This is a genomic window from Nocardia amamiensis (assembly GCF_015477605.1).
Taxonomy (GTDB): domain Bacteria; phylum Actinomycetota; class Actinomycetes; order Mycobacteriales; family Mycobacteriaceae; genus Nocardia; species Nocardia amamiensis_A.
In genome coordinates this window covers 1-15404 of sequence record NZ_JADLQX010000010.1, presented here as the reverse complement: position 1 = coordinate 15404, position 15404 = coordinate 1, and the positions used below count along the sequence as shown (strand labels likewise).

Annotated in this window: 14 protein-coding genes; 4 read left to right on the top strand and 10 right to left on the bottom strand. The window is 68.5% G+C overall.

Annotation, left to right across the window (positions count from 1 at the left end; genetic code table 11):
• Window positions 1-81: 81 nt before the first annotated feature.
• The 5 genes from IU459_RS14860 to IU459_RS14840 all read right to left on the bottom strand — a co-directional run bounded on the left by IU459_RS14860 (window position 82) and on the right by IU459_RS14840 (window position 5517).
• Complete coding sequence (locus IU459_RS14860; protein ID WP_195130119.1) at window positions 82-861, bottom strand: M50 family metallopeptidase; 780 nt, start codon at window positions 859-861, stop codon at window positions 82-84.
• 74 nt (window positions 862-935) lie between these two features.
• Complete coding sequence (locus IU459_RS14855; RefSeq protein WP_195130118.1) at window positions 936-2852, bottom strand: protein kinase domain-containing protein; 1917 nt, start codon at window positions 2850-2852, stop codon at window positions 936-938.
• Between the two features lie 96 nt (window positions 2853-2948).
• On the bottom strand, window positions 2949-3839 hold the full coding sequence (locus IU459_RS14850) for a bile acid:sodium symporter family protein (protein WP_195130117.1): 891 nt from the start codon (window positions 3837-3839) through the stop codon (window positions 2949-2951).
• A gap of 88 nt (window positions 3840-3927) precedes the next feature.
• The gene (locus tag IU459_RS14845; RefSeq protein ID WP_195130116.1) at window positions 3928-4980 is read right to left on the bottom strand and encodes a Gfo/Idh/MocA family protein; all 1053 of its coding nucleotides are present in this window, start codon (window positions 4978-4980) and stop codon (window positions 3928-3930) included.
• A 171-nt stretch (window positions 4981-5151) separates the two neighbouring features.
• Window positions 5152-5517, bottom strand: a complete 366-nt coding sequence (locus IU459_RS14840) for a winged helix-turn-helix transcriptional regulator (RefSeq protein ID WP_195130115.1) — start codon at window positions 5515-5517, stop codon at window positions 5152-5154.
• Window positions 5518-5575: 58 nt separating this feature from the next.
• Here IU459_RS14840 and IU459_RS14835 point away from each other — a divergent pair, with 58 nt between their 5' ends.
• Entirely contained in the window at window positions 5576-6157 is a 582-nt protein-coding gene (locus IU459_RS14835) for a carboxymuconolactone decarboxylase family protein (RefSeq protein WP_195130114.1), read from the top strand.
• Between the two features lie 22 nt (window positions 6158-6179).
• Here the strand turns inward: IU459_RS14835 and IU459_RS14830 are convergent, their stop codons facing one another.
• Both IU459_RS14830 and IU459_RS14825 read right to left on the bottom strand, forming a co-directional pair.
• Window positions 6180-6851 carry a response regulator transcription factor gene (locus tag IU459_RS14830; RefSeq protein WP_195130113.1) on the bottom strand — a complete coding sequence of 224 codons (672 nt, stop codon included), beginning with the start codon at window positions 6849-6851 and terminating at the stop codon, window positions 6180-6182.
• On the bottom strand, window positions 6833-8521 hold the full coding sequence (locus tag IU459_RS14825; protein WP_195130112.1) for an ATP-binding protein: 1689 nt from the start codon (window positions 8519-8521) through the stop codon (window positions 6833-6835). Before IU459_RS14825 ends, IU459_RS14830 begins: the two co-directional genes overlap by 19 nt.
• A gap of 148 nt (window positions 8522-8669) precedes the next feature.
• On the opposite strand from IU459_RS14825, the gene IU459_RS14820 reads away from it, so the two are divergent.
• The 3 genes from IU459_RS14820 to IU459_RS14810 are packed head-to-tail and all read left to right on the top strand — an operon-like array spanning window position 8670 to window position 11408.
• Complete coding sequence (locus IU459_RS14820; RefSeq protein WP_195130111.1) at window positions 8670-9476, top strand: ABC transporter ATP-binding protein; 807 nt, start codon at window positions 8670-8672, stop codon at window positions 9474-9476.
• Window positions 9466-10353 carry an ABC transporter permease gene (locus tag IU459_RS14815; RefSeq protein WP_195130110.1) on the top strand — a complete coding sequence of 296 codons (888 nt, stop codon included), beginning with the start codon at window positions 9466-9468 and terminating at the stop codon, window positions 10351-10353. The genes IU459_RS14820 and IU459_RS14815 overlap by 11 nt, the downstream gene beginning before the upstream one ends.
• Window positions 10354-10355: 2 nt before the next feature.
• On the top strand, window positions 10356-11408 hold the full coding sequence (locus IU459_RS14810; protein WP_195130109.1) for an ABC transporter substrate-binding protein: 1053 nt from the start codon (window positions 10356-10358) through the stop codon (window positions 11406-11408).
• Window positions 11409-11567: 159 nt separating this feature from the next.
• Here IU459_RS14810 and IU459_RS14805 read toward each other — a convergent pair whose 3' ends face one another.
• The 3 genes from IU459_RS14805 to IU459_RS14795 form a co-directional block, all read right to left on the bottom strand.
• Window positions 11568-12221, bottom strand: coding sequence for a response regulator transcription factor (locus IU459_RS14805; protein WP_195130108.1), 654 nt, complete (start codon window positions 12219-12221; stop codon window positions 11568-11570).
• Entirely contained in the window at window positions 12209-13300 is a 1092-nt protein-coding gene (locus IU459_RS14800; protein ID WP_195130107.1) for a sensor histidine kinase, read from the bottom strand. Before IU459_RS14800 ends, IU459_RS14805 begins: the two co-directional genes overlap by 13 nt.
• 64 nt (window positions 13301-13364) lie before the next feature.
• Window positions 13365-14882: an apolipoprotein N-acyltransferase gene (locus IU459_RS14795; RefSeq protein WP_324198871.1), complete on the bottom strand. Its 1518-nt coding sequence runs from the start codon at window positions 14880-14882 to the stop codon at window positions 13365-13367.
• Between the last annotated feature and the right edge of the window lie 522 nt (window positions 14883-15404).

The following is a 15404-nucleotide window of genomic DNA, read 5'->3' as shown; positions in this document are numbered from 1 at the left end:
GCCGCCGAATCGGGCGGCGGCACAGGGCGGGGTTCGAGCCTAACCCAGCTGATCGCCTTGCGCCGCAACGGTCGGCGCGGATCAGGAACCGGCGGACACGTTCGGCAGGTTGAGTTCGGCGATATCGGAGATCAGCAGTCCCGCGCCGAGCAGCAGCGAACCCACGGCGATCGCGCCGAACACGAAGACCCACAGTAAGCCGGGCAGCCGGGTGAGCCGCGCGAGTTGATCGGCGTCGGAGTCGACCTCGTGATACCGGGAACGCTGCTGGCGGGAGCGGCCGCGCTGCAGTTCGGCCACCGGACGCGCCCCGGCGAACAGCAGGAACCACGCGCCCAGGTACGCGAAACCCGCCTGCAGCGTGTCGGTTCCGAACCAGGACACCGCGAAGACCATACCGCCGAGACCGAGCACGGTGATGCCCCCGTAGATGTTCCTGATCTTGATCAAGAGCGCCGCCAGCAGCGCGATCGCGGTCCACAGCATCAGCGTGATCCGGCTCGCGCCGAGCAGGGCGGCGAACCCGAGCCCGAGCAGCGGCGGCGCCGGGTAGCCCGCCATGGTGGTGAGGATCATCCCGAGGCCGTAGGGTTTTCCGCTCGACACCGTCAGGCCTGACGTATCCGAATGCAAGCGGATGCTGTTGAGCTTCCGCCCGGTCAGCAGCGCGACGACGGCATGCCCGCCTTCGTGCGCGATGGTGACGATGTTGCGGGTGAACCGCCAGATCGGGGTGTAACCCACCAGCACGAGCGCCGCCACAGCGGCCGCCGCCACCAGCCACCACGGCGGTTGCGCCTGCGTAGTCGTCAGACGGTCGGCGATGGAGGCGCCGCGCTCGACAAATTCCGCTCTATCCACCGCCGCACCTTAACCGCCCGCACACGCCCGCGCTCGCGCAAGCGTTCCCGGCCGCGACACCGGCCGCGACCGCCTCAACTCCTGCGCAGCACGCCTTCGATGTTGCCGACCCCGCCGGAAGTGCTGTAGGACAACGAACCATCGGGCCGCAGCGTGACGGTCGAGGCGGAGCCGTTGTCGAAGCATCCGGCGGAGCCGCCGGACAGGCGTGCGACGAATGCTATCTGGGTCTCGGTGGCACCGGTCAGCCTCTCGGCGCGTTCGCAGCGCTCGCCGGAGAGCTTGCCGGTGTTCGACGACTGCGCTACTTCTTCACCGACAGCGCCGTCGCGGATGATCAGCACGATGTCGAAGGTCGCGAGAGCATCGCGGGCAACCCCTCGCCATTCCCCGACGAATGCTTGGGGCACCGTTGTGACGGGAGAACCGGCCAACGTCCGGGCCGCCGTTGTCGTCGTGACCACCTCTGGGGAGGGGGCGGCAGTGGCCGCGGTGGAGTCGCTGCCGCGCAGCTTGGCGCCGACCGCGAAGGCCGCCACCGCTACGGCGACAGCGACAGCGAGTGCACCCGCGATCAGGATCGCGCGGCGCAGAGTGGATGCCTGCGCAGACGCGAACTGCGGCGAATGCTGGTGCGCGGGTGAGTAAGTAGGCTGACCGGCAGCTGGGTGGCCGAATGCGGGGGAGGGGTGTGGGCCTGGTTGCCACGTTTGTGTCGGCGCCGAATGCTCGGCGTTGCCGCTTCGGGTATGCGGTGGCGGAGTCGTCGGGCGGGCAATGGTGTCGGCGGTGCGCGCCGGATCCGCCGACCCCGGCGTCGTACGGTCCGGCCGGTCGATCGAGCCGGGCGCTGGAGAGTGCGGCCGGTCGCCCGTGGTGAGCGTCGGAGACTGCGGCCGGTCTATCGAGCCGGGTGTCGGAGCGTGCGGCCGGTCGCCCGGAGTGGGTGGCGGAAACTGCGGCCGGTCGATTGAGCTGGGTGTCGGAGACTGTGGCTGGTCGGCCGGACCGCGCGTTGAAGACTGCGGCCGGTCGAGTGAAGCGGGCGTTGAAGACTCCAGCCGGTCCAGCTGGCCGAGCGTCGTGGGCTCCAGCCGGTCGATCGTGCCGGAGTCCAGGTCGAGCAGTTCTATCGCGCGTCTGCTGACCTGTTCGAGCAGTGGGCCGGGCAGCCAGCCGCCGCGGTCGGGGATGCCGAGTTCGGTCAGTCGCGTGAGCAGCTGGTCCAGGGTCGGGCGCGCCGCGGCGTCCTTGGTCAGGCAGGCCGCCACCAGGGGACGCAGACGCTCCGGCACGTCGTCGAGCTGGGGCTGCTCGTACACCACCCGCCACAGCATCTGCAACGTCTCGCCGATGCCGAACGGCCCGTGGCCGGTCGCCGCGAAGACGAGCACGCCGCCGAGCGCGAAAATGTCCGCGGGTGGACCGATCGGATCGCCGGTCACCTGTTCCGGGCACATGAATCCCGGTGAGCCGATGACCTTTCCGGTCGTGGTGAGCTTGCTGTCGTCGATGGCGCGGGCGATGCCGAAATCGATCACCTTCGGCCCGTCGAGGGCCAGCAGGACATTCGACGGTTTGAGGTCGCGGTGCACCACGCCCGCCTGATGGACCGCCATCAGCGCCTCGACCAGTCCGTGAGCCAGCACGAGCAGCGAGTTCTCGGTGAACGGACCGTATGTGTCGACCGCGTCGGCCAGCGCGAAACCGGCCACATAACCGGTGGCCAGCCAGGGTGGATCGGCGTCGACGTCGGCGTCGAGCACCGGCGCGGTGAACCGTCCGCCGACCCGGCGCGCCGCGGTGACCTCGCGCCGGAAGCGCTCGCGGAATTCGGCGTCGATCATGTCCGGACGGATGACCTTGACCGCGAGAGTGCGCCCACCCGCGTTCCGCCCCAGATAGACCCGGCCCATGCCGCCCGCGCCCAGCACACCGAGCAGCCGATAGTCGCCGATCCGCGTCGGATCGCTCGCACCGAGGGGTTGCATCGCGCTGCTGGCTCCCTTCGAATGGCGTCGACCCTCCGAAAGGCTACTCAGTGGGCGAACCGATGTCCGGATCGCCCGGGCTGATCGGTATCGAAGCTAGCTCGCCATGCTGTGCTCTGGTGCGCTCCGGTCCCGTCGCGCCCGCCTGGCCAGCAGATATGCCGCGAGTGCTGCGGGGATGTTCATCAGCACGCCGTACACCGCGCCCGGCACAGCCATTGCGTCCTCGTGCAGAACCGAAGCGGCGACGGCGATCGCGATCGCCCCGTTGTGGATGCCGATCTCCATGCTGGAAGCGATCGCCTGGTCGGTATCCACCCGGAACAACCGGGGCACGAAGTAGCCGATGGTCAGGCTGACCACCGCGAACGACAGGCAGATCGAGGCCAGCGTGCCGATGTTCTCGGTGAGCGTCTCGAAGTTCTTGCCGACCGCCGCGGCGACCACCAGTGCGAGCACCACGATGGACAGGATCTTGACCGTGCCGCGCATCCGCTCCGACCACGCCTGGAACCGGCGGTGGACCACCATGCCGATCGCGACCGGCACCAGCACGATGGCGAACACCTGCGCGAACTTGTCCGGTCGCAGTCCCAGCGATCCGTCCCCGTCCAGGAACAACGTGTAGGCCAGCGCGACCACCACCGGCATGGTGAACACCGCGAGCACCGAATTGATCGCCGTCAGCGTGATGTTCAGCGCGACATTGCCGCCGGCGATGTGGCTGAACAGGTTCGCCGAGGGTCCACCCGGTGACGCGGCGAGCAGCATCATGCCGACGGCCAGTGCGCCGTCGAGGCCGAACAGGTAGATCATGCCCAGGCACAGTGCGGGCAGCACCACCATCTGGCACACCAGCGCGATCACCGCCGCCTTCGGAAACCGAAGCACGCGCGCGAAATCGTCCACCGTCAAAGTCAGTCCGAGCCCGAACATCACCAAGGCCAGGGCCAGTGGCAGAAATACCGCGAAAACCGTTGAACCCATTCGGATCTCCTCTCCACCCAACCGGCCCGGCCCGGGCCGACCTCGGAGATCGACGTTATCGAGTCGCGCCGGAGGTGGCCAGTCCCGGTCAGGCGGTGACGATCACACCCGCCGCAGCCGACTCCCGCGCCTTCGCCAAAAGGCGCACCGTGGTGACAGCGTCGCGCGGGTCCACCGGAACCGGTGCGCCGTCGAGCACGGCGGCGGCCATCGCGGAGTAGAACGCGGGATAGTCGCCCGGCGCTGTCGGTAGCGGCGCGAAGTCCGGTTCGGCGCCGAAGACGCCCCAGCGCTCGGGTCCGACAGTGCCCCACGGCAATCCGTCGTCGGGGCGGCGACCGGAGCGCAGCGCGTCTTCCTGCGGGTCGAGCCCGTAGGTGACGTAACCTGCTTCGGAGCCGAGCACCCGGAAACGCGGACCGAGTTGCGGCGCGACGGCGTTCATCCAGAGCTGGGACCGGACGCCGCTGGTGTGGGTGAGCGCGACGAACGCGTCGTCTTCCGTGGTGATCGCCTCGCGCCGCCGGTCGAGTTCGCAGTACACCGAGCGCACCGGGCCGAACAGCGTCACGGCTTGGTCCACCAAGTGGCTGCCGAGGTCGAGCAGAATGCCCGCGCCCTCGTCGCCGGAGCCGATCTCCCGCCAGCCGCCTTTCGGGACCGGGCGCCAGCGTTCGAACCGCGACTCGAAACGGTGCACTCGGCCCAGCTTTCCGGTCCGCACGAGTTCCCACACGGTACGGAAGTCGCCGTCCCAGCGCCGGTTCTGGAAGACCGACAGCGCGAGCCCGGAGCGCTCCGCTCGGGCGACGAGGTCCTCGGCGTCGGCCACCGACACCGCGAACGGCTTGTCCACCACCACCGGCAACCCGGCGTCGAGCGCCAGTCGGGCCAGTGGCGCGTGCGTGCGGTTGGGCGTCGCGATCACGACCAGATCGATCCCGGCCGGTGCCGCGAACAGCTCCTCGGCGTGCGAGACGACACGCACACCCGGGTGCTCCTGGCGCGCTCGCTCGGCCCGTTCCGGCGACGAGGTGACCACCGCGGCCACCCGCATCCGAGGCTCGGCGGCGATCAGCGGAGCGTGGAACACCGACCCAGCCAACCCATATCCGACAATGGCGACGTCGAGCAAACTCATACCGCGACGCTACCGTCGCCGGATAGACACCGCGGCCGTCTTGGCGACGCCGCCTTCGGCGCTTGCACGGAGCGGATCAAGGGCCCGGGACACAAGCCAGCGTCCGAACCGGCTACTCAGCCGCCGTGGGTGCGCGGCCGCACGATATGGACGGTCCTCGGTGGCGGAAGCTCAGTTCGGTTCGTCTCCGGCTTCGCCGGTCCAACGCTGCACCCATTCCTGTAGCGGGGCGAGCGCCGCGACCAGATCTACCCCGTCGCCGCTGAGCTGATACCCATTGGTTCCCGCGACGACGATGTGCGCCGCACGCAATTCACGCAGCCGATCGTTGAGCACGCTGGCCGACACACCATCGCAGCGCGCCTGCAACTCACGAAACGTAACCGCGCGCCCGTCACGCAGTTCCCACAGCACCCGCAGCGCCCACCGCCTTCCGAGCAGATCCAGCAGCACCATGATCGGGCGCCCGGAGCGCGATCCGCGCACCGGAGAGCCGACCGCGGGCATCTTGTCTGCTTCGGATTCCGAAGCTACCATCGTCACCGTCCTTGCTCTGATTTTCGAAGCAAGGATACCTACATCGAGAGGCCTGACCATGACAGCGAAACAACCCAGCCCGCGCATCGCACCGCTGAGCCCGCCGTACGCGCCCGGCATCGAGGAACAGCTGCGCAAATGGATGCCGCCCGGCGCCGCGGTCGAGCCGCTGGCGCTGTTCCGCACCCTCGCGATCCACGAGGAACTCTTCGGGCGGATGCGTCCGCTCGGCGCGGGCATCCTCGGTCACGGTCGCGTCCCGCCGCGCGACCGCGAGATCGTCATCCATCGCGTCTGCGCCAGGGCGGGCGCGGAGTACGAGTGGGGTGTGCACGCCGTGGTCCAAGCGCCCGAGGTCGGTTTGACCGCCGAGCAGACCGACGCCGCCGCGTCCGGAACCGCCGACGACCCGGTGTGGTCGCCGCAGGACGCCGTGCTCGTGCGGCTCGCCGACGAATTGCACGACACCGCGGACATCTCCGATGACCTGTGGCCGGAACTCACCGCCCGCTACCGCGACGATCAGATCCTCGAACTCGTCACCATCGCGGGCTGGTATCGACTGCTCAGCTCCGTGCTCAACGCCGCGCGTACGCCGCACGAGCCGTGGGCGCGGCGATTCCCCGTCCGCACCGCGTGAACGGCCGCGACGGGCGGTCCGTTCAGCGGGTCGCCGCCGAGTACTCCTGCTCGGGCCGTCCGGTGCTGCCGTAGCGCAAGCGCATGCGCACGGCGCCGCTGGAGACCAGGGCGGCTAGGTAGCGCTGGGCGGTGGCGCGGGAGACGCCGATGGCGGTGGCCACCTCACCGGCGGACAGCGGCCCACCCGCCTCGCGAATGGACTGCAGGACAAGGTCTTTCGTGGGGGACGAGGCTACCGTGGCCGGCGCGGCCGTGGTGGCGGCGGGGCGCAGTGCGTGCAGCGCGGCGGACACCCGGGTGTTGTCGATCTGCGGTGTGGCGAGGATATGCCGGTAGCGGGCGTAGGCGGCGAGCCGCGCGGCCAGTTCGGTGTGCGGAAAAGGCTTGACCAGGTAGGCCAACGCGCCCGCCGCGATCGCCGCCCGCACGGCCGCACTCTCCGTGGACGCGGTGAGAACCATGGCGTCGCAGCGGATCTCGCGAACGAAATCGATGCCGGAACCATCGGGCAGGTAGATATCGACCAGAGCGAGGTCGACCGGCTCCGCCGCGACGATCCTCCGCGCGGCGGCGAGCGTATTGGCGGTGCCTGCCACGGTGAATCCCGCGATGGATTCGACTATTCCGGCGTGCAGATTCGCCACGCGAAAATCGTCGTCGACGACGAGGACGGTCAGAGCTGCTGCGGCCATGGCACCTCGCTGTCGACGAGCACCCCGGGCATGCGCGCGATGAATTCGGCGCCGGTGAGCGGCGGCCTGCCGCCACCCGGGCTGGACAGACGCACGTCGCCACCGTGTGCGCGCGCGATCTGGCGGATCAGGGCCAGGCCGACCCCGCGCCCGCCGGGAACACCGTGGTCCTCATGGGTGGAGATGCCCTCGATGAACAGCGTGTCGGCCAGCTCCGGCGCTACTCCGCCTCCGCTGTCCGCGACCGCGATATGCAACGTCGAATCCTCCTGCACCAGTTCGACTTCCACTTGACGCACGGAATGGTCGCTGGCGCGGACGGCCTCCATCGCGTTGTCCAGGAGGTTGCCCAGCACCGTCGTCACGTCCACCGGATCGGCGAGACTGCCCTCGACCCACGTATTGGCTCCGAGCAGCAGCTCGACGCCGTTCTCCCTGGCGTGCGCGGCCTTGGCGGCCAGGAATGCTTGGAGATAGGCGTCATGGATGGCGTCGATGCCGGGGGTCGCGGCGCCGAGCGGGCCCGCGCCGACCAGCTCGTCGATCGATCGCGACGCCTCCTCGACCCGCCCGCTGTGCAGCAGGCCGCTGATCAGGTGCATTTTGTTGGAGAACTCGTGGCGCTGCGCGCGCAGCACCGTGCTCATCGACTGCACGGCGTCCAGTTGCCTGGTCAGCGACTCCACGTCGGTGCGGTCACGCACGGTGAGCACCGCGCCGAGGTCGCGTCCGTCCCGGCTGACCCGGCGCGCCGAGATGATGACGACATGCGAACCGACCGTCGCCGAAGCCGGCTGTTCGTCCATCCGGCGAAACGCCTCCAGCACCCGGGGTGTCAACCCGATTTCGTCCACCGGCTGCCCGATATCCGGTGTGATTCCGAGCAGCCTGCGCGCCTCGTCGTTGACGAAGGTCGTACGCCACGACGCGTCGACGGCGAGCACGCCGCCGCCGATGCCGTGCAGCACGGCGGCCTGGCCGCGGACCAGTTCGGCCAGTTCGTCCGGCTCCAGCCCGAGCGTCAGGCCACGCCACCGCCGGGCGAGCAGGATCGAGCCCGCGATGCCGACCAGCAGCGCCGCGCCGACCAGCACGCCCGCGGTACGCAGATCGTCGAGTAGTTGATCGTGTACCGCCTCGGTTGAGATGCCGACGCTCACCGCGCCGACCACCTGCTCGGAATCCGGGGCGCGGACCGGCACTTTCGCGCGTACCGAGTCGCCGAGTGTGCCGCGCGCCTCGGTGATCGACTCCTGTCCGGCAAGCGCTTCGGACGGGTCGGTGCTGACAAGCTCGGCGAGCCGGCCGGGGTCCGGATGCGCGAGGCGAATGCCCGCGTCGTCGACGATCACCACGAACAACGCCTCATTGCGCAGGGTGGCGTCCACTGCCAGCCGCTCCAGAGGACCCGTCTCGAGCTCCTGGTATGTAGCCAGATCGTTGGTGATCGCGCCCGGTGCGTACCGAGCCACCTCGCGGCGTACCACCGGGTCGGCGGCGACGGTGCGGGCGATGGCCAGCGCGCGCTGGCCGTAGCTGTCCCGCAGCCGCTGGTCGCTGAGATAGCCGAATACCGCGAACGCGACACCGAGAGTCAGCGCGACGACCACGATCTGCAAGAGCAGAACTTGCGTCCGCAACCGCACGGCCCTCGCGCCCTCACTGGCCATAGCCGCAGCATAGACCACTCGGACGAGCGTGAGCAGAATGCGCAAAACCTGCGAATCCCGCAATTGTGGCGGTTGTGCGCACAAGCTCCACGGTGTGACGCGGGACACGTACGGTCGCCCTATCCCGATCTCGCAGGAGTAGGAAGCAATGACGCAATCACTCATCGAGCTGCGGAGCGCGACCAAGCGTTTCCCCGGCACCGGCGGCGGCATCCACACCGCCGTACGGAATTTGAACCTCGAGGTGCGGCCCGGCGAATTCGTCGCCGTCGTCGGCCCGACCGGATGTGGGAAGTCCACCACGCTTTCGCTGGTATCCGGTCTGGAACCGGCGTCGGCCGGGCGGACGCTGGTGCGCGGCAAGGATGTCCACGGCATCCCGGACGGGATCGGCTACATGTTCCAGCAAGACGCGGTGCTGCCGTGGAAGAGCGTGCTGGACAACGTCGCGCTCGGCCCTCGCCTGCGCGGCGCGTCGAAAGCCGAGGCGCGTGCGAAGGCGTCGGCGTGGGTGCGCAAGGTCGGCTTGGCCGGGTTCGAGCGCTACTACCCGCACCAGCTGTCCGGCGGTATGCGCAAGCGCGTCGCGCTGGCGCAGACGCTGGTCAACGAGCCGGAGATCCTGCTGATGGACGAGCCGTTCAGCGCGCTGGACGTGCAGACCCGCCAGCTCATGCAGGACGAGCTGCTGCGGGTCTGGGCGGGCACCAACGCGGCGGTCATCTTCGTCACCCACGATCTGGAAGAGGCGATCGTGCTCGCCGATCGGGTGGTGGTCATGACCGCGAGCCCGGCCACCGTCTGCGGTGACTTCACCGTCGGCCTCGAGCGACCGCGCAGCGTGGAGGACGTGCGGCTGACCGTCGAGTTCCGGGACATCTACAAGGAAATCTGGGAAACGCTGCGCGACGAGGTCGAGGCAGCCCGGGCGAAGGGAGCCTCCTGTGTCGCATGACGTACTGGTCAAGGACGCCGCCGCAACGCCGGTGGTGGAGAACGAGACCGAAGAGCAGATTCTGGCTAGGGTGCGCACCAACGCCCGGCGCGCGCGCCTGCGTACCTGGGGGCTGCGCGGCGCGCTGGTCGCGCTGTGGCTGGGCGCGTGGGAGCTCACCGCGACGGTGTGGATCGACCCGTTCTTCTACTCCAAGCCGTCGCTGATCTGGGCGCGGCTGGTCGAATGGTTCACCGAGGGCACCCAGTTCGGCTCGATCTGGCTGCAGATCTACACCACGGTGCAGGAGGCCGTGCTCGGCTTCGCGATCGGCACGGTGGCCGGTGTGGTGCTCGGCGTGCTGCTCGGCCGCAGCCGGTACTGGGCCGAGGTGCTCGCGCCGTTCATCAAGGCGCTCAACGCGGTTCCGCGTATCGTGCTCGCCTCGCTGTTCATCATCTGGTTCGGCCTCGGACTGAGTTCCAAGGTGGCGACCGTGGTGGTGCTGGTGTTCTTCGCGGTGTTCTTCAACGCGTTCACCGGGGCGCGCGAGGTGGACGGCAACGTGATCAACAACGCCCGCATCCTCGGCGCGAGCCGCAGGCAAGTGCTGGTGTCGATCGTGCTGCCGAGCGCGACCACCTGGATTCTGTCCAGCCTGCACACCGCCTTCGGCTTTGCCCTGATCGGCGCGGTTGTCGGCGAATATGCCGGTGCGAGCAAGGGTTTGGGTCTGCTGATCAGCAACGCGCAGGGCACCTTCGACTCGGCCGGCATCTACGCGGGCATGATCATCATCACCGTGATCGCGCTGATCGCGGAGTGGGGGATCGGCATGGCGGAGAACCGGTTGCTGAAATGGCGGCCGTCCCAGGCGAACTCCAACCACGGGATCTGATCATGAAGCATCGTAAGCATTGGGCGCTCGTCGTCGTCGCGATCGCGGCACTGCTGCTGACCACCGGATGCCGGGACTCCCGCACCATTCCGATGGCCGACGGACGCCCGCAGATCACCATCATGGTGGGCGGGCTGGAGAAGGTGATCTACCTGCCCGCCATGCTCACCCAGCAACTCGGCTTCTTCGAGAGCAACGACATCGACGTGAAGCTGCTCGGCGAGCAGTCCGGCGCCACCGCGGAGACCGCACTGCTCAGCGGTGACGTGCAGGGCGTGATCGGGTTCTACGACCACACCATCGACCTGCAAGCCAAGGACCAGTGCATCCGCTCGGTGGTACAGATGTCGGACGTGCCGGGCGAGGTGGAGCTGGTGTCGGCGGCCGACGCGGCCGCCATCACGTCGGTCGCGGACCTGCGCGGCAGGAATCTGGGCGTCACCTCGCTCGGCTCCTCGACCGACTTCCTCACCCAGGCGCTCACCGGCAAGGAGGGCATGACCACCGCGGACTACACCCGGGTGAAAGTCGGTGCGGGACAGACGTTCATCGCGGGCATGAACCATAACGGCATCGACGCGGGCATGACCACGGACCCGACGGTGGCGCAGATGGTGAACTCCGGCGAGGCGCGGATTCTGGTCGACATGCGCACCGAGGCGGGGACGAGGGCCGCCCTGGGTGGACTGTATCCGGCGACGTCGCTGTACATGAGCTGCGCGACCGTCGATGCCCATCCGGAGATCGTGCAGAAGCTCGCCACCGCGTTCGTGCAGACGCTGCAGTGGATCAAGACGCACACCCCGGAGGAGATCGCGGCGAAGATGCCACCGCAGTACGCCGGCGCGGGCAAGGACCTCTACGTCCAGTCGATCCGCGACTCGGTCGGCATGTTCAACGGCGACGGCCTGATGAAACCCGAAGGCGCGCAGAACGTGCTGGACATCCTCGGGAAGTACTCGAAGAACGTGCGCCCCGTGCGCGACCGCATCAACCTGTCGGAGACCTACACCACGCAATTCGTGGAGGAGGCGTTGCGCACGCCACGACAGTAGGAGGGTCTTCCGTTGAGCCGCCCGAGGGCCAGCCACCCTTGGGCGGCCCACGACTGGCGCATCTCAGAGACTTCCCACGATCGCTTTGGTCACCACCTGCATCAATTTCCGCTTGTCTGGTCCGCCAGGAGGCTCATGGCGCGTTCGTACTGCGGGTGATCATGTGTCCGTGTTCTGGTCGAGGTAGATGAGGACGGCGCGGACGCGTTGGCTGTTGGCGGGGTCTTTGGTCAGGCCGAGTTTGGTGAATATGGCGTTGACGTGTTTTTCGACCGCGCTGATCGAAAGGGACAGTGTATCGGCGATGCCTGCGTTGGTGAGTCCTTGTGACAGCAATCGGAGGACGTCGAGTTCGCGGGGTGACAGCGCGGTGAGCGGGTTGTGGCGGCGTTGCCGGGCGAAGAGTTGCCGGACTACTTCGGGGTCGAATGCGGTTCCGCCGGAGGCGATTCGGTCGAGGTCGGCCAGGAATGCGTCGATGTCGGCGACCCGGTCCTTGAGCAGGTAGCCGATTCCGCCCTTGCCGGCGGTAATGAGTTCGATCGCGTTGTGCTGCTCGACGTACTGGGACAGCACGAGCACGCCCAGCTGCGGGTAGCGGGCCTTGAGTGTTCGTGCGGCCTCGAGTCCCTCGGCGGAGTGGGTGGGTGGCATCCGGACGTCGACGATGACGAGGTCCGGTGTGCCGTGGGTGGTTTCGTGGAGCAGTTCGGTCGCGGTGCCGACCGCAACGACCTGGTGTCCCTCGTCGGTCAACAGCCGGGTCAATCCCTCCCGCAGTAGTGCGGAGTCCTCGGCGATCACGATGCGCACGGCAGCTCCGCGGTCAGGACGGTCGGCCCGCCGGTCGGGCTGTGCACGTCGAGTGTGCCGTCGAGGGCCGCGACGCGCCACCGCAGCCCCGTGAGACCGGCACCGCCCGGATCGGCGCCGCCGCGGCCGTTGTCGTGCACGATCGCGGTGATGGTTCCCGGTGTGGTGCGCACCGCTATCGAAACGTGATCGGCGCCGGAATGTTTGGCGGCATTGGTGACGGATTCGGCGACCACGAAATAGGTCGCCGCCGCTACGTCGGGTGGTGGTTCGTGGTCGAGGTCGATGTCGAGTTGCAGCGGCACGACGGTGTGTGCGGACAACCCGCGCAGCGCGACCGCGAGGCCGTGTTCGTCGAGGACCGACGGATAGATTCGCCACGCCACCTCCCGCAGATCGTCGATCAACCGCCCGGCCTCGGCGGCGGCGTGGTCGAGTTCGGCGGCCCAGTCCGCGCGGTCGCCACGGGCGCCCCGGCGGGCGCGACCGAGCTGCAGCGCCAGCGCGACGGCGCGCTGCTGGACACCGTCGTGCAGCGCGCGCTCGATGCGTCGCCGTTCGTCGTCGACCGCGCGGACGACGCCGGACCGGGTGCGTTCGAGCTCGCGCAGCCGGCGCTGCGTGGCGTCGTCGCCGAGGCGGCGCACCGCCACCCGGGTGTCCCAGGTTCCCCACGTGACCGCGAATCGCACGCACAAATACATCCCGACCGCGCCCACGGCCAGCGACACCACGCTGTCGCCGAGCGGGATTCGGCCAAGCACCGTCAGACCGGCTGTCCACCCGAGGTAGCCGAGCACGACCGTCAGCACGGCGATAAGCGCAGCGCCGCAGGCGATTCCGTATCCGGCACGGAGTAGCGCATAACCCGCCGGATCGCGATCGGGCAGATCACGCACCGCGTCGGCGTCGAACCAGTGCACCAGCCGGTGCCGGTCGCGGCGCACATGCCGCCGCAGCCGCGGTCCCCGCCCAGCCAGCACCGCGATGCCGGTGACGGCGCTGACGGTGCCGAGCAGCGCGCCCACGATGGCGCGCCCGGCCCGCCGGGACGCGTCGAGAACATGCGGTGCGATCATGAACTCAGTGTGACCCGGCCCCGTAGGCGACGGGCGAGCCACTCCACGACCGCGACCGGTGCGATCACACATCGTCTGCATCGGCTGGGGCCGGGCAATCGCGCTCGGTGCGCCTGGTGCGGATTGCGACCACGACCAGGCCGGCCAGTGCGGTCAGGCACAGCCAGCCGAAAAGGTCGCCCACCGCGCCATAAACGGTTTGTGTGCCGCGTGTCGGCACCTGGGCCACCATCGTCGGATCGTCGCCGCTTGTGAAGTAGTCGCTGGCGGCTACGACGCGGCCGAGGTGATCGACGACCTCGGATATGCCTTCGGTGGTGGGGCGGACCAGGGTGTAGCCGTTCTCGATCGCGCGGAACCTCGCGTTCTGCGCGTGCATGTCCTTGATGCCGCGCCAGTCGTTCGACGGCGCCAGCATGACGTCGGCTCGCTGCTGACCTGCATGCCGCACGAGCGCGGGAAAGTTCATGTCGAAACAGATCGCCGTGGCCAGCCGTCCGAACGGGGTGTCCGCGGTGGGCACCACACCGTCGCCGGCGGCGTAGGGCTCCAGAACCGGGATGGGATGCGCCTTCTGGTAGGCCCACACGGGTGCGCCGCTCGGCGCGACCAGCACCGTCTGGTTACGGACATACGGCGCGGTGGTGGTGTACACGGTCATGCCGGCCGACAGGTAGATGTGGTGCCGTTCGGCGAATTGCCGGAAGCCGGCCAGCAGAGCCGACTCGTCGCGTGCCATGGTCACCACCGCCGACTCCGGCCAGGCCACGAGTTTCGCGCCGGCACCGGCTTCGCGGGCACTGCGTGCCAGCAAGTCGTCCACGACGTGTGCGAACGCCTCGCGCAGCACGGCGGGGTCGGCCCTGTTCAGCTCCTCCACCGATTGGTATGGGGCGAGCGCGCCGACAGTATGCGCCCAGGCGCTGGGGGAGGGTGCGACACCGGCCATCCGCACGGTCGTATCGGTTGACGTGGACGAGACAATCCGCGCCCCGCCGGCCGTGAGGACCACGGCCAGCACGCTCAGGTAGGTCACGACGGTGGTGCGCAACCACCGGGGACGCGACCGGTGCTGCCAGCAGGTCACGGTGACCGAGGCGAACCAGGCGACCATGAAGCTCACGCCGTAGACACCGGTCACGGATGCGAGCTGAGCCAAGGGCAGGTTGCCGTGCTGCGTGGTGCCCAGCACGCCGTAGATGCCGCCGACCGGGGTCATAGTCGACACCACGAACTCGACGGCCACCTTCGCCAGCGGGAACGCGAGAGTGCTCACCAGCGCCCAGTTTCCGAGCCTCGCCGCGACCAGCCGATCGATCAGATACGGCACGCTGAACACCAGGCTGAGCGCGCCGCCGATCAGAATGAAGGCCGGATTGCCGAGCTCCGCGTGCCACATCCACACCGCCAGGTCCAGCGTCATGACCAGCCACATCCACAGCCCGGCTACCCACCACCGGCTCTGTCGGCTGAACCGGAGCAACAGAACATGGCACAGCCACGCCGCCAGCGCCACGTCCCAGCGGGCATGGATGGCGAACAACGACAGAACGCAGCCACCGAGCAAGATCAGATACCGCACAGCGGCGACGCTACGGAACACCCCAGTGCATCACCATGCGGAAACCCGCACAATCCAAAGCGGGGAACCACCGGACCGAACTGCGGGAACCCACAACCCCAGCAACAGCGACAACCAGCCACCGGAATCCACCATTTGCGGCCGGAATGGACGGGACCGGGGTCCCGCTGTTGCTGGGCTCGCGGCGTGCTGCCGGAAGTCTCGCTCAGAAACGTAGTTCGCGGACGGTGTTGAGGTCGAGGCCGTGCTGTGCGTAGAGACGAGCGGCTTCGATCGTGGAAATAGTTGGTGCACAGGGAAATAACTGTTGACGGTATGCCGCGCAATACTGGACATCCTCGGGAAGTATGGCCGGGCGGCTGTGATCCAGTCGGCCCGGCCATCGGCGTCGGCAGTTGTGCCGCGCTACCTGCTAGACCACCACTAGGGCCTGTGTCGAAGTGAGTTGAGGGGTGGCACCGCTGTGCGGTGCCACCCCTCAACTGTTTGTTTGAAAGTGGTTGTCCGCGTTGGCAGATGGGC